The 20,150-nt window shown below is 42.7% G+C and carries 12 protein-coding genes; 2 read left to right on the forward strand and 10 right to left on the reverse strand.

What is annotated here, in order from left to right:
* Nucleotides 1–204 precede the first annotated feature (204 nt).
* The 8 genes from VIM89_RS22360 to miaB all read right to left on the reverse strand — a co-directional run bounded on the left by VIM89_RS22360 (nucleotide 205) and on the right by miaB (nucleotide 9,286).
* The gene (locus tag VIM89_RS22360; RefSeq protein ID WP_488158417.1) at nucleotides 205–1,008 is read right to left on the reverse strand and encodes a mechanosensitive ion channel family protein; all 804 of its coding nucleotides are present in this window, start codon (nucleotides 1,006–1,008) and stop codon (nucleotides 205–207) included.
* Between the two features lie 396 nt (nucleotides 1,009–1,404).
* Nucleotides 1,405–3,039, reverse strand: a complete 1,635-nt coding sequence (groL, locus tag VIM89_RS22365; RefSeq protein ID WP_488158418.1) for a chaperonin GroEL — start codon at nucleotides 3,037–3,039, stop codon at nucleotides 1,405–1,407.
* Between the two features lie 156 nt (nucleotides 3,040–3,195).
* Nucleotides 3,196–3,471, reverse strand: coding sequence for a co-chaperone GroES (locus VIM89_RS22370; RefSeq protein ID WP_147029659.1), 276 nt, complete (start codon nucleotides 3,469–3,471; stop codon nucleotides 3,196–3,198).
* Between the two features lie 260 nt (nucleotides 3,472–3,731).
* Entirely contained in the window at nucleotides 3,732–4,106 is a 375-nt protein-coding gene (secG, locus tag VIM89_RS22375; RefSeq protein ID WP_488158419.1) for a preprotein translocase subunit SecG, read from the reverse strand.
* Nucleotides 4,107–4,116: 10 nt separating this feature from the next.
* Nucleotides 4,117–5,985, reverse strand: coding sequence for a hypothetical protein (locus VIM89_RS22380; RefSeq protein ID WP_488158420.1), 1,869 nt, complete (start codon nucleotides 5,983–5,985; stop codon nucleotides 4,117–4,119).
* A gap of 24 nt (nucleotides 5,986–6,009) precedes the next feature.
* Nucleotides 6,010–6,525 (reverse strand): LptE family protein, encoded by a 516-nt coding sequence (locus tag VIM89_RS22385; protein WP_488158421.1) that lies wholly within the window; start codon nucleotides 6,523–6,525, stop codon nucleotides 6,010–6,012.
* A gap of 3 nt (nucleotides 6,526–6,528) precedes the next feature.
* Nucleotides 6,529–7,767: a sigma-54 interaction domain-containing protein gene (locus VIM89_RS22390; protein WP_488158422.1), complete on the reverse strand. Its 1,239-nt coding sequence runs from the start codon at nucleotides 7,765–7,767 to the stop codon at nucleotides 6,529–6,531.
* Nucleotides 7,768–7,840: 73 nt separating this feature from the next.
* Nucleotides 7,841–9,286 (reverse strand): tRNA (N6-isopentenyl adenosine(37)-C2)-methylthiotransferase MiaB, encoded by a 1,446-nt coding sequence (gene miaB / locus VIM89_RS22395; protein WP_488158444.1) that lies wholly within the window; start codon nucleotides 9,284–9,286, stop codon nucleotides 7,841–7,843.
* A gap of 200 nt (nucleotides 9,287–9,486) precedes the next feature.
* On the opposite strand from miaB, the gene VIM89_RS22400 reads away from it, so the two are divergent.
* Both VIM89_RS22400 and VIM89_RS22405 read left to right on the forward strand, forming a co-directional pair.
* Complete coding sequence (locus VIM89_RS22400) at nucleotides 9,487–11,319, forward strand: hypothetical protein (RefSeq protein ID WP_488158423.1); 1,833 nt, start codon at nucleotides 9,487–9,489, stop codon at nucleotides 11,317–11,319.
* A 77-nt stretch (nucleotides 11,320–11,396) separates the two neighbouring features.
* Complete coding sequence (locus VIM89_RS22405; protein WP_488158424.1) at nucleotides 11,397–12,113, forward strand: head GIN domain-containing protein; 717 nt, start codon at nucleotides 11,397–11,399, stop codon at nucleotides 12,111–12,113.
* Between the two features lie 365 nt (nucleotides 12,114–12,478).
* On the opposite strand, the gene sov is transcribed toward VIM89_RS22405, so the two are convergent.
* Nucleotides 12,479–19,489, reverse strand: a complete 7,011-nt coding sequence (gene sov / locus VIM89_RS22410; protein ID WP_488158425.1) for a T9SS outer membrane translocon Sov/SprA — start codon at nucleotides 19,487–19,489, stop codon at nucleotides 12,479–12,481.
* Nucleotides 19,490–19,552: 63 nt separating this feature from the next.
* Nucleotides 19,553–20,137 (reverse strand): Holliday junction branch migration protein RuvA, encoded by a 585-nt coding sequence (gene ruvA / locus VIM89_RS22415; RefSeq protein ID WP_488158426.1) that lies wholly within the window; start codon nucleotides 20,135–20,137, stop codon nucleotides 19,553–19,555.
* Between the last annotated feature and the right edge of the window lie 13 nt (nucleotides 20,138–20,150).

The raw sequence follows: 20,150 nt of genomic DNA on the forward strand, positions 1-20,150 counted from the left end.
CAGATTTTGGTTTTAAGATTCGATACCTCAAAACTATAAATTCTGTAACCTTTGCTATTTTCTTAACTTAATGACATTGCTCTACGAGGCAAAATCATTTTATTATTGTTTTTGCTACAAAGCGGTAGACCCTATGGGTCAAGAAATTGATAATTATAAATTAGGCCCAAAAAAGGGAACTACGTAAAGTGAATAAGAGTTATCTCACGTCCCAGGCAACAAATGATGCGTCGGTAACTTCACATCTGCTTCACGCAGATCTTTGATGATCTTTTCCTGCAGTTTTATTTTGGTGGTCAGGTAATCTTTGGTATTTACCCAAACTCTTACGGTAAAGCGTATACCGTCCAGTTCCAATGCAATTACACCTACAAGAGGGGCTGGTTTGTTTAAGATGCCCGGCATATCTTTAATAGCTGCATTGATAATACTTTTCACCTGTTCTATCTCTACAATATATCCAAGCTTTAATTCAAAATCAACGCGGCGTTTACCTTCGCGGTTGACGTTTACAATTACCTCGTTAAATAACTTACCATTGGGAATAATTACGGTACGGTTATCATAGGTCGATACAACCGTATAAAATAGCTGAATTGATTTAACGACACCCTCCTGTCCTTGAGCTACGATATCGTCGTGAAGTTCAAAAGGTTTTAGTAACAGTATCAATACACCACCGGCGAAGTTTTGAAAAGTACCGGAAAGCGCTAAACCTACTGCCACAGTTATCGCACCGAAAACCGTGCTGAGCACGCTTAACTCAAAGCCGACGATCTTGAATACAATATATATCAGGAGAACATATAAGGAAGTGATGGTAAGACTGACAAAAAATGGCCGTAAGGCAGAATCAACTTCATTACGGGCAAGCCTGGCCCTGAGCCGTGTTTTGATAAGCCTGATAGCCCAAAAACCGATAAACAGGATGATTAGTCCGAACACGTAACTTTGGCCGTTGTTGACCACCCAAACGTGAAATTGATGATAGAATTCGTCGAGCTTCATAGAGAGAAGCCAAAGGTAAGAAATAAATTATTTTCCGTAGATGGCAACAAACAATTCAGGCCCCTTGATGAGCACCCATTCAAGCAGCTGTGTTTTTAGTTGTCTTGCCTTATCGTTTATTGCTTTCATGACCTCGTATAACCAATTGTTGTGCCTGAAACCGGCTGTTTAACAATCTTTAACAAAACTACACCCAATTTCACGAGTATTGTTACAAAAGTTAATCATTTGATTAAACGATGACGCTCGCTTTACATTATGGTGACTTACAGCTAGTTCAGAAAAAAAGAAAGCCTGTCTGTAAAAACAGACAGGCTTTTTAGTCTTAAGTCGAAAGTCTCAAGTCAAAAGTCATATGACTCCGGATTAAAGACTTAAGACTTCGGGCTTAAAAAATTACATCATGCCGCCCATGCCGCCGCCACCCATAGGAGGCATACCAGCTTTTTCGTCTTCTGGTTCGTCAGCAAGGATACACTCAGTTGTCAGCAACATAGCTGCAATTGAAGCTGCGTTTTCCAAAGCTACACGGCCTACTTTAGTTGGGTCGATTACACCAGCACCGATCAGGTTTTCATATTTGTCGGTACGGGCATTGTAACCAAAGTCAGCTTTACCTTCTTTTACCTTTTGTACTACGATAGAACCTTCGATACCTGCATTTTCGCAGATCTGGCGAAGAGGCTCTTCAATAGCACGACGGATGATAGCTATACCAGTATTTTCGTCTTCGTTTTCACCTTTAAGGTCTACTAAAGCTTCAACGGCACGGATGAAAGCTACACCACCACCAGCAACGATACCTTCTTCAACAGCAGCGCGGGTTGCATGTAATGCGTCGTCAACACGATCTTTCTTTTCTTTCATTTCAACTTCAGTAGCTGCACCAACATATAATACAGCAACACCGCCTGATAATTTAGCAAGACGCTCCTGCAATTTTTCGCGGTCGTAGTCTGAAGTTGTAGTTTCAATCTGAGATTTGATCTGGCCAACACGAGCTTTGATCTCTTCGCTGTTGCCTGCACCATTGATAACAGTAGTATTGTCTTTATCAACAACTACTTTCTCAGCAGTACCTAAGTAAGAAAGGTCAGCATTTTCTAATTTGAAACCTCTTTCTTCAGAGATCACAGTACCGCCAGTCAGGATAGCGATATCTTCTAGCATTGCTTTACGACGGTCGCCAAAGCCAGGAGCCTTAACAGCAGCCACTTTCAGCGAGCCACGGATTTTGTTAACTACCAAAGTAGCTAAAGCTTCGCCATCCAGGTCTTCAGAGATGATCAGCAATGGTTTGCCGGTTTGTACTTGTTTTTCAAGGATAGGAAGCAATTCCTTCATTGAAGATATTTTCTTGTCGTAGATCAGGATGTAAGGATTATCCAATTCTACTTCCATTTTATCAGCGTTGGTTACGAAGTATGGAGAAAGGTAACCACGGTCAAACTGCATACCTTCTACAGTTTTAACTTCAGTTTCAGTACCTTTTGCTTCTTCAACAGTGATCACACCGTCTTTACCAACTTTGCCCATCGCTTCGGCGATCAATGAACCGATAACTTCGTCATTATTAGCTGAGATAGCAGCAACTTGTTTGATCTTGTTGGTGTCTTCGCCTACAGTTTGTGACTGCTCTGACAGGTTTTTAACAACAGCAGCAACCGCTTTGTCGATACCGCGTTTCAAATCCATTGGGTTTGCACCGGCAGCCACGTTTTTAATACCTGCGGTTACGATAGCCTGAGCTAAAACGGTAGCAGTAGTAGTACCATCACCTGCAATATCCGCAGTTTTTGAAGCTACTTCTTTAACCATCTGAGCGCCCATATTTTCTAAAGAATCTTTTAATTCGATCTCTTTAGCTACAGTTACACCGTCCTTAGTGATTGAAGGTGAACCGAATTTTTTGTCGATGATCACGTTACGACCTTTTGGTCCTAAAGTTACTTTAACCGCATTGGCTAAAATATCCACACCACGCTTTAAAGCATCGCGTGCTTCTACATTATATCTAACTTGTTTTGCCATGTCTTTTTTTAATTGTGAATTAGAGAATTAGTGAATGAGTGATTCGTTTTTACTAATTCCATAATTCTTTAATTGATTGTTTTCTGAATGATTGATTGCTCTGAGTGAATTTTGAACTGTGAAAATCACTAATTCACTAACTCACTCATTCACTAATTACAACACTGCGTAGATGTCTGATTCACGCATAATTAAGTACTCTTTACCTTCGTAGGTAATTTCAGTACCGGCATATTTGCCATATAAAACCTGGTCACCAGCCTTAACAGTTAAGGGTTCATCTTTTTTACCGTCACCAACAGCAACGATTGTTCCGCGTTGAGGTTTTTCTTTAGCAGTATCCGGAATGATGATACCGGATGCAGTCTTCTCTTCGGCCGGAGCAGCTTCCACTACTACCCTGTCTCCGATAGGTTTAATGTTTAATGCCATAGTTATCCTAATTTAATTTTATAAAAAGTTTAAAAGTGTGTATACCCATAACAAGGGTAGATTGCAATGAACATCAATTATGCCAAGCAGACGTTAAAGTCCAAATTGACAGCCTAACTGTTCAAATGTCATATTTAGGTCAAGCGGCCTGTCGCGTCTTAATAATTAATTAACGCAACGATGTCATGATGTCAGTGCCGCTTCAAACAAAAAAGGGCTTCGGTTTATCTCCAAGCCCATTTTTATATTGGTTAATATTGTTATTTTTTCCCTGATGCACCTGTAGAGCCGGTTGAACCAGTAGCAGGTAAATTCAAAGCAGGCGCTTGCTGTGTTGTAGGTATAGTTTGCTTTCCTGCCTTGTCAGCAGTTTCTTGTGTTTCCTGGCTAACACCTTGTTTGGTAGTAGTTCCTGTTTTACCAGAGATGTTAATAGCCAGCGACAACACCATTAAACCTATGGCCAAAATCCAGGTTCCTTTTTCCAAAAAGTCGCCTGTTTTTTGTACGCCCATCAATTGGGATGAGCTTGAAAAATTAGATGTTAAACCTCCACCTTTAGGGTTTTGGATCAATACGATAGCGCCTAAAAGCACACACACCACAACGGCAAGGATCACTAAAATCAAATACATTTCTTTATTATTAATTGGTTTTTCTTTCTAAAATTTGAATCTGGTCGGCAAAGTAACGGCTTTTTTCCGGGAATTTCAACATCAATTTTTTGTAAGTGTTTATGGCTTTGTGGTAAAGCATCTGGTCGATGTATATTTTTGCCAGTGTTTCGCTCACAAATACATCCTGGTCCTCGGAACTTTTCTTGGCCTTATTTTCATTATCGATCTTGTCCAGGCTTGGCGGGGTGATCTGGGGTTCCTCAGAAATAAACCTCTTTATGATCCGGTCTTCTTTACTTTTCGGGTCAAATTCCAATGGCGGTTCAGCAGTGCTTCTATCCAACTCCTCTACTGATGTCAGATGGAAAATATTTTCGTAATACTGTTGCTGCAATTCATCATTAACCCGTCTCTGTATAGCCTGGGTGGTGTCCAGTTTAAATGGCTGGTAAACACCTGCATGTTCTTTACGTGTCTTATTCAGCCACCATAAGAAGGTATAAGGGAGCGAATCATCGTCGTATTTGGATACATCATGTTTGTTATATTCCGGGGCTACCCGCTTTGGTGGTTCAGCATGTGGGCTCTTCGATTCGTCAGATTTGTGTTCAGAAAATGCCCTGTCGAACACAAAATAATCAGTTGCCGCAATATTGCCGACGATCAGTTTCTCGGCCTCATCATCCATATTTAAAGCACGCTCTTTCGGCGCTGTAAATTCTCTTGCAGGCTCTTTTAAATCTGATTGGGCTATTTCTTCGTTGGTGACGGGCTCTTTTATATGCTCCTCGAAGGTTGAGTTTGAAGTTTCTTCATCAATTATAGGCAGTTCAGCATCCGGGATAACAGTTTCAACCGGTTTTGGAATACGCGCAAAGCTGATATTCTCTATGCCGACAATCTCATCAAACACATCGTCCTCAATACCATGCGGAGGTTCTGCCAGAGCAAAAACCGGGGCTTCGGTTAATTGCTCATCTTCACGAATATTATTTCCTCTATGTTCTTCGGCTACAGGCTGAGTTATTTCATCTGCCAGCGGACCGTATTCAATAATTTCTTCGTCTGTCGTAGCTTCTTCTTCGTAAACGGGTTTGTGGATTGGTTCAGTTGAATCGGCTTCTTCGTGATGTTGCTCAATAGCGGGGGCGTGTGCAGCATGCTCTACTTCTTCTGATGCTTCTGCATCATGATAGTGGGTAAAATCTGCAGGCTCTTCGGTTACAGATTCAACTTCTGCAGGCAGTTCTATCGGAGCACTTTCTTTGTGCTCTACCTCTTCCGATGCTTCTGCATCATGGTAGTGGGTAAAATCTGCAGGTTCTTCAGTTGCAGATTCAACTTCCGCAGGCAGCTTGGTTGACTCATTTTCCTTTTGTTCAACTTCTTCCGATGCTTCAGTATCGTGCTTATGAGTAAAGTCTGTATGTTCTTCTGTTACTGGTTCAACTTCAGTGATAGCTTCTGCAGGCGATTCAACTACCGCATCTTTCTGATGAACTTCTTCATGAGTAGCTTCTGGCTCACTAATTTCAGTATGCTCTAATTCTGTTTCAGGATTAGCAGTTTCTTCGGTTTTAGGTTGCGCTGCCTCAACAATCGGAGCTGCATGTGTTGCTTCGCTGGTTTGCTGAATAATCTGGTCTTCTGCCACTGCAGCTAAGCTTTCAGGAGAGTGAGTCAGCTTATATAAAAGCCGTGGATCTACATATACTGCAGCACTACCTGTGTTTTGCCCGCCCTCGGCATGGGCAAGCAATGCATGCAACAAACCACTTTGCGGGAATTCTGCTACCAGGCTTTGCAAATCAGCTACATAGGCATGACCATTGTTGGCAGGATCTGCCAGCAAGCTATATAAAACTTCATTTTCCTTATTATTTAGATACTGATCCACGAGAGGATGAAACTACAAATTGCTTTACCAATTAGCAAAGGCTCTGTTAAAAATATCTTCCGTCAGCTGCTTGGTGATGGTCGCTATCAGGTTTTGCTCCTGGGTGGCAATATCGCCCGTAAAGTCAGCAAATGCCGGAAACGACTGGGTAAAATTATTCTTTTTATCGGCCTTATTCGTATAAGTTACGCTCACCGTGATCGTCAACCTATTTGCGCCGGCTATAGGGGCAACGTTATTGTTAGTAGCCTGGACAGAAACGGGCTCTATCGTGTAACCGGTAATACTTCCTGTCATAGAAGCATCAGCCTCGCCTTGCACTATTGCCAAACTGCTGGTGGTACGAATGCGGTTTTTCAGTGCTTCTGTAAAATTCTGGCTTAGGTTACTAACTACTAATTGGGCATTATTTTCAAAATAGCCTACGTTGATAGTTTTTAATCCTACCGTTGAGGCACCAGACAGTTTTATTGTACACGCCTGAGTAAAAAACACCAGAAACATTCCGACAGTTAAAACTGCAACTACCCTTTTTGTCATTTATTATAGATCTAACTCTTTTATTTTACGGTACAAGGTCCTTTCAGAAATTCCCAACTCGTTAGCCGCAAGTTTCCTTTTTCCTTTGTGCTTTTTCAAGGCTTTGCGGATCAGGTCAGATTCTTTTTCAATCAACGATAAAGATTCCTCTACCTCCTCGGCCTCATGCGTGATATTATAATCGCCATTGTTGCCGGTATTAATAACGGGATGCTGTATCGTAAATTGTGCCTCAGGCGTGCTTCCCGGCAATTCAATATCACGATAAAGATGATTCAAAGTTTGCTGGTTGTTGGCATAATCCGGACTTACGCCGCCATGTTGAATAATATCGGCAACCAGCTTCTTCAGTTCGTTCATATCACGCTTCATATCAAACAGCACTTTGTATAGTATGTCGCGTTCCGAAAAATCTTCTTTAGGCTGATTTTCAAGACGCATCGGCAGATTGCGGGTGGTCGATTCAGCCGGGATATAATTTAAAATGATCGGCGCGGTGATCAGCCTGTCGCGTTCCAATACAGCCAACTGCTCAGCCATATTTTTCAACTGGCGTACATTACCTGGCCATGAATAATTGACAAGCAACTGCTGTGCCTCGTCATCCAACTGGATAGGAGGCGTGCGGTATTTATCTGTAAAGTCAGCTGTAAATTTTCTAAAGAGCAGGTAAATATCCTCTTTCCTGTCGCGTAACGCTGGTATACGTAGTGGTACTGTATTTAAACGATAGTACAAGTCCTCGCGGAATTTTCCGTTTTTAACTGCCTCATATACATCTACATTAGTAGCAGCTATTACACGCACATTGGTCTTTTCAACTTTGGATGAACCTACTTTTATGTACTGACCGGACTCCAATACCCTGAGCAAACGAGCCTGTGTGCCCAAAGGCATTTCGGCGATCTCATCCAAAAAGATAGTACCACCGTTTACAGTTTCAAAATACCCTTTCCGTTCGCCAACTGCGCCTGTATAAGCGCCCTTCTCGTGACCAAATAATTCTGAATCAATAGTGCCTTCCGGAATTGCGCCGCAGTTAACGGCAATAAAGGGCCCATGCTTGCGCGGGCTCATCTGGTGGATGATATGCGAAAACACCTCCTTACCGCTACCGCTTTCGCCGGTTATCAGCACTGATATATCTGTGGGAGCAACCTGGTTGGCAATGGTAATAGCCCTGTTTAATAAAGGCGAGTTACCAATGATCCCAAATCGCTGTTTTATTTCCTGTACTTCCATTTATTCGATTTGAATATTTGGCAATTTGAAAATTTGAAGATGCTAGTCATTTTCAAGTCTTCAAACCATCAAATTAACTAATTACTCTTCCAATAAGAGTAGCCGTAGTCGTTCTTTCAACCAATACATTTACGTACTGGCCTGGTTTATAATTTTCGCCTACCGGGAAAACAACCATAGCATTATGATCGTTTCGGCCGCAGTAGTCTTTGTCGGATTTCTTTGAAAATCCTTCAATCAAAACTTTTTGCACCTTGCCTATTTGTTTCTGCAAACGCTGATGAGAATAATATTGCTGTTTAGCAACCACTTCCTTCAAGCGACTGCTTTTTATAGCATCCGGAATATCGTCTGCATAACGCTTAGCCGCCAACGTACCCGGTCTTTCCGAATACATGAACATGTAGGCAAAATCGTAATGCACATAGTCCATCATGCTCAAAGTATCTTTGTGCTCTTCATCGGTTTCAGTGCAGAAGCCCGTAATCACATCTGTTGAGATGGCACATTCCGGGATGATTCTGCGGATAGCATCAACACGGTTGATATACCATTCACGGTCGTAAGTGCGGTTCATTAATTCCAGAATGCGACTGTTGCCTGATTGCACCGGTAAGTGTATATAGTTGCATATATTCTCGTATTTGGCTATGGTATAAAGTACCTCGTCGGTTATATCCTTAGGATGTGAAGTAGAAAAGCGAACGCGCAGATCAGGATGGATCAGGGCAACCATTTCAAGCAGGTTAGCAAAATTAACCACTTCTGATTTCTGACTTCCGCTATCCGCCAAGCTCTCTGCGCCACCCCACTTATACGAATCCACATTCTGCCCCAACAAAGTCACTTCACGGTATCCCTGGTTAAACAGATCGGTGCATTCCTTCAATATAGATTGCGGTTCACGGCTGCGCTCGCGGCCACGGGTGAACGGCACTACACAGAATGAACACATATTATCACACCCGCGCATGATCGACACAAAAGCATTGATACCATTGCTATTCAAACGCACCGGGTTGATGTCGGCATAAGTTTCCTCGCGGGATAGCAATACGTTTACTGCTTTTTGCCCGTCGTCAACTTTATCTATTAATCCCGGTAAATCTCGGTATGCATCGGGACCAACCACAACATCAACCAGCTTCTCTTCCTCCAAAAATTTTGATTTCAATCTTTCAGCCATACAGCCAAGCACACCGACCACTAAGCCGGGATTTTTCACCTTGGCTACAGTAAATTCTTTCAGGCGGTTGCGCACACGCTGTTCGGCGTTCTCGCGGATGGAACAGGTATTAATGAAGATCACATCGGCATTGCTATAATCGCCGGTGGTTTCAAATCCTTTATCCGACAAAATAGAAGCGACAATCTCACTATCCGAAAAGTTCATGGCGCAGCCATAGCTTTCGATATAAAGCTTGCGGCCGTTATTCTTTCCGTTCTTAGGCTCCAGTATTAAAGCCTCCCCCTGCCTGCTTTCGTCGTGTGTTTTATCAGGAATAACCAAATCCATTATTTATAAAAATTGAACCGCAAAATTACACAAAATTTGGAATTTAATGACAGTTTGTCACGTTTAACAAAATGAAACATCTATTGTTATGTAGTGACATTGTAAAAAAGAGTACTAAGCATATAGTTGAAGTGGCCGAAGTTGGTTAACTTGGCAAAACGGAGTTCCGTATACACATCAACCTAACCAGGCGCAATAGTAAGATGGCATTAAACCTCTTTAAACATAAAAAGCATAAAATAGGACTGACCATACTCCTGGTGCTAGTGGGGATTGTCCTTATTTTCTCTTTTATTGTGAACCAATATTGGTCGCCGATATTGGCAAAAAAGGTAAAAAGCGTGGTTTACACCAGCAGTGAAGGTTTGTATACTATTGATTTCTCTGATGCCAAATTACATATCCTTCGAGGAGAGCTGGATATTTATAATATTACCCTGAAACCAGATACAGCGGTTTATAACCAGCGCCTTAAAGCCCACCTGGCACCTAATAACCTTGTAGAGTTACATGTAAAACGGTTGATCATTTCGCACATGCACCCATTCATGCTTTATTTTCAGCATAAGCTGGAAATCGGGCGCATTGTATTAAGTCAGCCTGAATTAAATGTCAGTTATCAACAAAATCATTTAAAAGATACCGTTACAAAAGATCATCGCAGTATATACCAAAAGATATCAGGGTCTCTTAAATCCATCCATATCGGCGATATTATTTTAGGCGATGTAAAGCTTAAATACCAGGATTACTCAGGACACAAATTGGCCATATCTGAATTGAAGGAGATGAATTTAAGCGCAACCGATCTGCTTATTGATTCCGCTTCGCAAACGGATAAATCAAGGGTTTTATATTGCAAGGATATTGTTGCTGAACTGAATAATTATTCAGGGCAATCTAAAAACGGTCTTTATAAATACAAGGTGAAATCCTTACGCCTTTCAACCAAAACATCGCGGCTCGATATACAAGGCCTGGACCTGAAACCCGTAAGGCCTGATGTATTCTTTAAGAATAGCGAAAAAGACCGGTTTGACGTACATCTCGATACCTTAAGGATTGAGCATTTTGATTACCAAAGCTATCATAAATACAGGGTGATCAATGCATCGCATATGTCGCTTTACACAGGGTCATTTAACTTGTTTAGTAACCCTAAGTTTATTCTTAAAACAACAGACAGGGAACGAACCTATCCGAACTTCGGACTCAAGGAAATTCGTGCCGATCTAAATATCGATACCATCGATGTGAAACATATCAATGTTTCCTATACAGAATACAATCATAAATCGGATCAAACCGGGACAATTGTTTTCAATAATTCCTCAGGCCGGTTTTTAAACGTGACTACCAATAAAGAAGCCCTTGCCAGGAATAATATCTGTACGGTAAATGTCAATAGCTATTTTATGAACCGGGGTAAATTAGATGTGCAGTTCACTTTCAATCTTACTGACGAAAACCTGCCGTTTACTTACAAAGGCAGCATTGGGCCGATGGATCTGACCGTACTTAACCCTGCGGTTATGACCCTTGGCCTCATAAAAGTCAATACAGGGCAGCTCACCCGTTTTGATTTCGATATTCAGGCGGATAACAGCGTATCGAAAGGCAGAGTAGCTTTGTTGTATAAAGATCTAAAGGTAACTGTCCTGAAAGCCGACACGATAAACGATAAGTTAAAGCATATGACCATCGCCTCGCTATTCGCGAATGTAATGGTTTTAAAGCATAACAATCCGGACAATCCTGGTGAAATACCACGTTCATTCTACGTAAATTATGAACGCCCACGGGACTATCCTTTCTTCAAAAACATCTGGCATACTTTACTAACCGGCATAAAACCATGCATTGGACTTGATGAAAAGATGCAGCAGGATGTAAAAAATAAAATAGCCGATATAGCTATAAAAAAGCAGGAACGCCTGATAAAAAAAGAGCAGCGAAAACAACGCCGTGCTGAACGCAGGCTCAAAAGAGAGCTAAAGAAGCAGCAAAAAGAACAGGCTCAGGAGAACCCGGATTGACCCTTCATCATATTACTTTTTCATACTGATGCAACGTATCCTGAAAACGATGCGTCTATTGTGAAAAGTAATTCGTTATGAAAAAACTAGCATTCACTCTGTTATCAGCAGCGCTGCTTGTTGCAGCAACCATAAAAGCTTCGGCACAAGATGTTTCTACTCAAAATCGCTCGGTTTCTGGTTTCTCAGCAATCTCTTCTGGCGGCCCGTTTAACGTTCACATTAAAATGGACGGCAGCGAAAGCGTAAAAGTAGAAGCCGACACCAAGTTTATCGATGAGATTGAAACTGTTGTAGAAGGCAATACCCTCAAAATCCAATTTAAAGATCATAGATGGAGCAACCGCTATAATAATATTCACAAAGCAGAAATCTATGTTTCTGCCAAATCATTAAACTCGCTTACCAACAGCGGATCAGGACATATGGAGGTTGAAGGGACGATCAGTACCTCAGATGAATTTAAAACCGTATTAAGCGGATCAGGCAATATCAGCGCTACTATTAAATCTGACGGTTTGCGCGCCAAGATCAGTGGTTCAGGTTCAATCAAATTAAGAGGTAGTTGCGGTGATGCCGACCTTAGCATCAGTGGCTCAGGTCAGATCGAAGCGCGCGATTTGAAGGCACAGGCTGTTAGCGCCGGTATTACAGGCTCAGGAAGCGTGTATATAAATGCCGAGAAAACCGTTTCTGCTCATATCACAGGTTCAGGGAATGTTGTTTATTCAGGCAACGCACAAATTACCGATACACGTACTGTAGGCTCAGGCAGGGTATCAAGAGCTAATTAACATACACAAATCAACATAGATTATTGAACTGCAAGACCGCTCAAAAGGCGGTATTTTTTTATTGTAATAATCATCATTAAACCGCTCGAATAATTAACTCACCCGATCGACGCTACGCTGGATCACCCTCTCTTTTGCAAGCAAAAGAGAGGGTATTTTTTAATTATAACATTGCCCCATCGGGGCAAAATGTTGGTAGTAGTAGTAGTAGTTTATGCAAGAAGATAAATTTTTGCGCCTTAGGTGCAACACATCTTGACCATGCCTAATATGCCTATCACTTAATATTGCACTTACGGCGCAAAAAAATCTGATTGATTATTTATTCTACTAACATTTTGCTCCTACGGAGCATGGGCGAGTGGCTATTGCAGCAACAATTTCAAGTTAATGCCAAAATTGGTAAACGCAGTATTAAACGTTTGTGAGGTGTAAGGTCTTGTCAGGTTGGAATCGTAAAACAAGCTTAGGTTGAACCGTTGATTGATCACATAATCAATCTCCGGACGATAGGTAATATTCTGTGCACCGGCGGATACCTGTGCTCCCGGAACGTCGGCCTGGTAGATCAGAGTTTTATTATCCCTGAGTGAGAAATCAACCTTAAAGGTCAGGTCGTTATTCAGCTTCGTATTGCTGAACAGGCCGAATGGAAACCTGAAATTTTTAGTCTTGTAGCCAAAGCCGAAAACGATATCATTCTCATTCTGCTGCGAAAGCTGGCTGTTGGTGAGGCTCATGCTCAAGGCACGGCTCTTACGGAATTCCAGGTTGGTGGTCAGGTTATTTTTGAAACGCGCATCGATACCAACCAATGGTACAAATTGCTCGAAGATAGTCACTGAGTTAAACTGGTAGACAGGTAGGAAGTCGTTATTCAAATCGCGCGAAGTTACATGGCTGTCGCTTTCCGCATATTGTAGCAATGTACTGTAGTTACCAATGGTATAAGTTGAGCGGTAACCGTCTTTTATATCGATCGATTCAAAAATATCAGAGAAAAACTGGATATGCGATAAGCCACTATAGCGGATATCCCAGTTTGGTATCGGGATACTCGGGAAGCCGTTAAGGCCTATGCCGTTCGGGTTTCTGCCGGTATAGGCTGCAAGGAATGCTGGCACGATCACATTTTGTGAGTTTGGCCCGTAACCATCTGCATAATTGCCCACCTGCGATAACGAATTCGGGTTGCTTCTGCCTAAACGCTGTGAAATAATTGCCCTGTCACTCAAAAATTTATTAAAAATTGTAGAGCTATTATCCGATCCATTTATTTTCGAGAATGCTGTTCCGATAGACATAAACGAAATGGTATAATCACCTGTAGTAACAGGTGAAAGGTTTTGGAACGCTCCTGTTGTTGGTAAATATTTAAAATTAGTCTGATAGCTATGATCCTGTGTTTTAAATGCGATCAGGTCGATCTTTAAATATTTAAACGGTTCTAAGCTTGCCTTAAAGTGCATGTCTTCATTTACACTTCTCACGTACAACTGATTTTGCAGCGTATCGGTAGTTATCCAGCCATTTGTTACCGCTTTTTGCCTGATGTCGGCCTGGCTGCCCAACAAGAAACCTATGCCCGGCGCATTGTAATTAAAATCTTCACCTGCCACGCCGGCGCTTGGCAGATAACCCGGCAGGAAGGTTCCATCACCACGGGTGTAGGCCACACTCGCATCCTTAACACTGGTTAGCAACCCAACCAAAACTTTTCTTAATTCGCTCGGCTGATCATCTTTACCGGGGTTAGCTGTTCTTCTTAACCAACCTATTTTATTATATAACGTAGTGAAATTGAAAGTCGGGTTCAACTGTATCTCGCGCTTGTTCTGGATACTATTACCCACATCATACGACGGATCATTGATGGCAAAAAGTGGTTGCGCCTGCCAGGTAAAGTGCGTGCTATAACGGGCTATTACATTAGTCCAATCCATAAAAGGTATCTTATTGACCGGCACATTGTAATTAAATGTCAACGTGTGATTATAGTTAGTTGTACGCCCCAGGGTTAAAATATTATGCCACAAGGTATCCCGTTTCAAACCATTTAACCGGCCGGCAGGCTCATCTACCGTTGCCAGGTTAATCGCATCGATATCCATGGTTAACGACTTGGTCAGGTTCCAGCCTAAGCCGTACATTGTCGTAATATTAAACGTCTTATTATAGGTCGTCGGAATCGGTATCAGGTTGTCCGGGTCATTATTCCTCAGCGTAGTTTCCGAATAGAAACGATCAAAGTTAATGCTATAATTGATCCTCGTTGGGATCAGGCTGAAATTGATATCCCGTATCAGAGCCAGCGTATTAGTCTTGATGATTTTCTGAAGCGGGGTCAGATAAGACGGGGTTGTGCTAAAGTTATAAGATACTGATGCATGATACGTTTTCTCAAAATCGCCCTCCGTCGTAAAATCGTGGTGATCGAGTTCCGTGTAAGAATAGGTCGCATTAAAGTTCTCTATATCGTAGAAATGGCTTTTCGCTGTCGTATTCGTTTTTGATTTATGCACGTTGGTCAGGTTAAAACTTTTGCGCATAGTATAGTCCTCAGCGGCATTTTGTATCGAATCCCGCTGTTTACTGCTGGTTGCATTCGCCAGGGTTTGCTTTAGGGTGATGTCAGGCGAAGCCGGGTCATATTCGGGTGTACTCACCTGTTTTGAAACATCAACATACAATGGGATATGTACCCCGCTCTTATCAGGGAAGAATTTACCTAACTCGATATTTCCTGATACATCATAAGTACGGGTGTCATTCAAACTTCTATCATCAAGGCGTGAATCCAATGCACCAAAGCCGACCGTAGTTTTACTACCGGATACTGTTACCGTGGCAAAATCGGCTAGTTTCGCATCTAACCTGCCAGTTGCTGCCCAGCCCCCTTTATTATCAAAATCAGTCAAACGCAATTCATCAAACCACAAAATACCCGTCTTTGAAAGCCCGTCATCCGTGGCCGCATTGGAGCTCGTTCGCAATGGATTTCGTACACCTATCATTACCGCCGCCAACCGGCTCAAATCAGGCTGACCTTTAATGGTGATTTTGTTATGCCCATCTGATAAGGTAAACGGTACATTTAAAGGCCATGGCTGCCCGTTCAGTTTTGCATTATTACGGGCGATTTTGGCGTTAGTCAGTAAGGACAATTGCAAATCCAGCTCATCTTCGGCAGGCCATATGGCATTAGGGTCTGCTGTACCTGGCTGAGTAACCGAAAGCGGGATTTCGTATTCATAGTAGTTATCTATATAATCAATACCCAAACGGATAAAGGCGCTTACATCATTATTTTTCAACTGTGTACCTTCCGCATGGATGAACATCTGCAGACGTTTGTATTTGCGAAGGTCATTATTGAATGGCTTGAAGGCTGCCCTTGAATAGCCATCGCGCACGTTGGTGAAATTCAACGATAAAGACTGCTCATTCAGCTTAGTGTTAGTTTGCAGGTTGTTGTAGTTTCGCTGGCGTTGGATACCTGGAGGAACAACATATGGTATTGGTGTACGATTACCGTTTTGTTCAATGCTTACAGTTTCTACATCTATGGTTGAGTTATCCAAAGCCGGGTTAACAATAGCCGGATCTGCTATTACATTCTGAGGATTACTCTCTGTATTAAATGCCCTCCATTCACCCCTTACCAATTGCAGCGTTGCCATACGCAAAATGGCCGTGTCGGCAAAGTTGGTCATGAACATACGGATGAAGCGGATGGATTTGAAATCCTGGATATTATTAACGGCAGTCTGATATTGCGCAATAGGGATACGGAATTGGTACCAGGTTACATTTTGCTTGCTACCGTTTGCTAAAGTTACTTGTGAGGTTACTTTATCATTGATGAAGTTCTGCCCCACAACCATATCCTGTGGACGAATAGATACATGGTACTGGAAGTACTCGTCATCCTGGTTCATGTTATTGTCACGGTCCACGTCCTCCGCATCTGGCAATGATGTTGATGCCGAAGTAGAGAGTCCCAATAATGCCTGTGATTGCTGTGCTGTTTTGGAATTACTTTCAGTACCGTTGTATTTGCTGTAACGATCGAGGATGCCTGCCTGTGCCTGGTCAAGTTGCGGGCCCTGGTAATATTGATAGTCATCTGATGACGGGTCGGCAGCAAAGGCAGCCGCGGCCTGTTGGTTTACTTCTGTCCGAACCTGTGAAACAACGTTTCCGAATTTATTTCTTTCTTCCGCATCATTCAAACCGTCCAAACCAACGTCCTGTATAACACGGTTGTTAGGATTATTGTCAAATGCGTTTACCACCGGTTGCAGCTTGGCTACTTTACCCCAGGCAGTGGTATCCACCTGGCTCTGGTCGCCGTTTACCGGGATGCCATTTTCCAAACTCTTACGACCGTCGAGCAATATATCTTCTGAAATGTTACCCAGGTTAAAATACAAATCACCACCCTGTGAATTCGGCTTGCCGATGAACGGATCCATCACCCAAAACTCGATATATTGAACATTTAGCGATTCAAAGTCCGTTGTCGATATTCCCCTAAAGATACCACCCCAACGGTTTTTTGGATTTGCCAAACTACCATCGTTATTGATGCCTGAAGTAGCATAGTTATACGGACCACGTACAGTTGGATAAAACGCAAGGTCTAAAGTTGGCAATGTCAGCGGCTCGCCGGTAACAGATTGCCGGAATGGGAACACTTCTGTCTCCAATACTTCCCTCACATAAGGTTTGGACAACTCGGTGCGTGAAACTGGGATAGTCCCACCGGCATAAAAAACAGGGTCAATATTGTAAAATGCCAGGCGTGCACGGTTAAAACCATAGCTCAGGTTATTAAAGTTGCGCGACTCGGGGAACATCTGCGGCGTACCGGAAATTTGCCAGGTTGAGGAGCTTTTCAGGTCGATAACCGACTGGCTAGCCTCAAAGTCATCCAGATAAGAAGTACCATTTTTTGAGCCGGCAAAATTTAAAGCTGAAGGGTTGCCCGGAAGCAATTGTGCAAATTCACCATTAAAGGTTACCGATGATGGCACTTTAGTGGTGATCAAGGGAATTTTATCAACCAAACGTGTAAGGAAACGTGAGTTGGAGTTATAATTAACATCGAACCCGTACATGGTATTGGAGATCGATTCCTGGCCGATAACTTCGTTCTGAGTAATAGGTTGCTCAGTCAAGTGCATCACGGTAGCACCTAATGCCAAATTATCGTTCACCTTGTAATCAAATCTTGAACCGAATAAGGATTTTTGCTGAACACCGAACAACTCGTTGTTCTCAATATTTACCGTAATCGGCTGACCGGATGCTAACAATGCCTGGTTCAATATTCTTAACCTACCCGCGGTATAATCTACAGTATAGTCTGTTCCTTCAACCAGTTTGATCGTTCCGGCGGTTACAATAACTGCACCTTGCGGGATATTGGTGGCATTCAATTGATACTCCGAACCGCCCTGCGAAGAATAAGTTCCTTTCATCACATACCTGTTTAACTGCGGGAAGAACTGCTGCGCAATGGTTTTGGTCGAATCGTATATCGGTTGGTAAACGTATCGTTTAATCAGATCCTGCTCGCCGGGGTCAAACTGTTTGGCCAGGTCGGAACCGAAAGGCTCCAAAACAGGAAAGACCAACCGTCCATTGGTTGGGTCGATGGTAATGCCCGGCAAAAAGTCGAAGACCCCATCAGGCTTCTTATCGTTCTGCGGGTCGAGATTATCTAAGCCGAGCAACTGTATCCAGAGCTTACTCTTGGTATGGATACCCTCATCCATGATCGGTTTGGCAATACCCGATTTCTCGTCTAATCTGGAAATGTTCAATCTGAAATTATTCGGACTGATCTGGAACGCACCTAATGAATAGATGTTTTTCATCATCAGCTTCCAGGTTGGCAGGTTGGTTTTCAGCAAAGAGTTCTTCAACAACTTTACATACAATACCTGTGGCGTATTCGGGTTAACCGGAATATCTGTCGAAAATTCACCCACCTGGTACTGAACACCGTTTACAGTATACTGGTAGGCTACCGCCAATACCTCATCATTATTCAACGCGTTATTCAGCGAGATATAACCCAATTGCGGGTTCAGGGTATATTCTTTTTCGGTCAGCTTGCGGGCGTAGGTCAGCTTGGCATAGTTGTCTGTACCACCGGTTCCCTGGAAATAGCTTACAATAGCATTCGAGCTCGATAACCTGGCTGACGCCGGTAAACCTTTTAACAGGGAGTTGGATTGTTGAGCAAAGCCCGGACCTGAAAAACCAGCAGGCAATGCGCTATAGCCTGCACCACCATGCACCAGGGACTTGTTGTACGGATTATTTTCACCAAGGTCCATGAAACCTACCACATCGCGGGAGCCCGTTGTACTATTGGTACGGTTGGTCACCCAAACTTCAATACGGGTAATATTGATGTTCGAGCTAATGATCGGAATATTGGCCAGGGCCTTGTTATAGTTATTCCTGAAATATTGCGACAGGAAATAGTGCTTGTTGGCTTCGTAATCAGCAGGTGTCAGACTAAAAGTGCCCTGTTGTGCCCCGTTGGTAATGGTCAAAGTTTTTGATTGCGAACGTTGTTGCGAGAAGATGCTCGTTACATCCAGTTTACCAAACTTCAATTTGGTTTTTATACCGAACAGTGCTTGTGTACCGGTTATCAGGGTAGTAGGTAACGGGAAACTCACCGTACCAACTTCTACCTTTTGTATGATCTCGTCCTTTGTTCCTGTATAGTCCAGTTTTATCTGGTTTTCAAATTGGAACTGTGCCTCGGTGTTGTAGTTGGTTGTAATTTTCAGCTTATCACCAATCGAACCGGTCACGTTCATCTGAATACGCTGATCGAAATTGAAGTTAAACTGGTTGCGCTGACGGGTGCTGAACAACGGGTTCTGATTACTGTTGATCTGTCCGGCCATGATCATTTCTGCTGAACCTTGCGGACGGATAGAGATGACATCACTACCAAATATCTGCGCAAAAGTGCGGCTGCGCACGCTGATGCTTGGAATAAAACCGGGCTGTTGGGATTGGTAGGCATAGTTATCAGACAATTGTTTGAAATAGGCCCGTTCCTCTTCCCTTTGCTGCATTTGCAGGTATTGCTCAACAGTAAGGTAACGCGGCGGGCGGTATTGGTAGCCTCCTACTGTTTCATATAGAATATACTGATTAGTTGCAGCATTATACTGAAAAGTGCGCACCAGGTTTGGCGGATCAACATCCAGGAAACCTTCACGTAATTGATTATTTCTTGACTGCGTACCGTTGTAAGGCGTGGTGATAAGCAGCGAATCCTTTTTCCATTTAGGCTGCTGTTGGGCAAAAGCGCTTCTGATACCGCAAAACGCAGTAATAAGCAAGGCTATTGTGACAGCTTTAAGAGTAAATTTCGGACCCAATCGAAATAGTAAAAATATTCGTAATTATAAGCTTTTTAGCGCGGATTTAATTAATTGCTCTACTGTTAAATCATGGCTATTTTTATTCAATTCCTGCTCCAATACCTTCTCAACAGCATTTTTTGCAAATCCCAGCATAATCAGTGCCGACAATGCCTCGTCTTTTACTGTTTTGTTCGATGGTACCGCGATCAATGTATCAGGTCCTTCTTTGCGTAGTTTGTCTTGCAATTCAAGTACAAGCCGCTGCGCCGATTTTGGGCCTATCCCCTTAATACGCTGTATCAAAGGAACATCGCCTTTTACAATGGCTGTCTGTATCTCTTCGGGAGTAATGGATGACAACATCATCCGGCCTGTGTTAGGGCCTATCCCCGAAACGGATATCAGGTGAAGGAACAACCTGCGCTCACCCTCATCGGCAAAACCGTATAAAGTGTGCGCGTCTTCTTTCACATGCAGCCATGTAAACAGCTTACATTTTTCGCTGTCGCCCAGCTTTGAATAAGTACTTAATGATATGTTGATATGGTAGCCTACACCACCCGCCTCAATTACCACATATGAAGGGCTTTTATAAGCCAATTTTCCATCAATATATGCGTACATTCTATTTCTGAGC

Source organism: Mucilaginibacter sp., from assembly GCF_036568825.1.
Classification (GTDB): Bacteria; Bacteroidota; Bacteroidia; order Sphingobacteriales; family Sphingobacteriaceae; genus Mucilaginibacter.

What these genes read in the sequence shown, in the direction of transcription:
- VIM89_RS22360 (WP_488158417.1), bottom strand. Translation starts at nt 1,008, where the DNA reads ATGAAGCTCGACGAATTCTATCATCAATTTCACGTTTGGGTGGTCAAC.
- groL (WP_488158418.1), bottom strand. Translation starts at nt 3,039, where the DNA reads ATGGCAAAACAAGTTAGATATAATGTAGAAGCACGCGATGCTTTAAAG.
- VIM89_RS22370 (WP_147029659.1), bottom strand. Translation starts at nt 3,471, where the DNA reads ATGGCATTAAACATTAAACCTATCGGAGACAGGGTAGTAGTGGAAGCT.
- secG (WP_488158419.1), bottom strand. Translation starts at nt 4,106, where the DNA reads ATGTATTTGATTTTAGTGATCCTTGCCGTTGTGGTGTGTGTGCTTTTA.
- VIM89_RS22385 (WP_488158421.1), bottom strand. Translation starts at nt 6,525, where the DNA reads ATGACAAAAAGGGTAGTTGCAGTTTTAACTGTCGGAATGTTTCTGGTG.
- VIM89_RS22390 (WP_488158422.1), bottom strand. Translation starts at nt 7,767, where the DNA reads ATGGAAGTACAGGAAATAAAACAGCGATTTGGGATCATTGGTAACTCG.
- VIM89_RS22400 (WP_488158423.1), top strand. Translation starts at nt 9,487, where the DNA reads ATGGCATTAAACCTCTTTAAACATAAAAAGCATAAAATAGGACTGACC.
- VIM89_RS22405 (WP_488158424.1), top strand. Translation starts at nt 11,397, where the DNA reads ATGAAAAAACTAGCATTCACTCTGTTATCAGCAGCGCTGCTTGTTGCA.
- ruvA (WP_488158426.1), bottom strand. Translation starts at nt 20,137, where the DNA reads ATGTACGCATATATTGATGGAAAATTGGCTTATAAAAGCCCTTCATAT.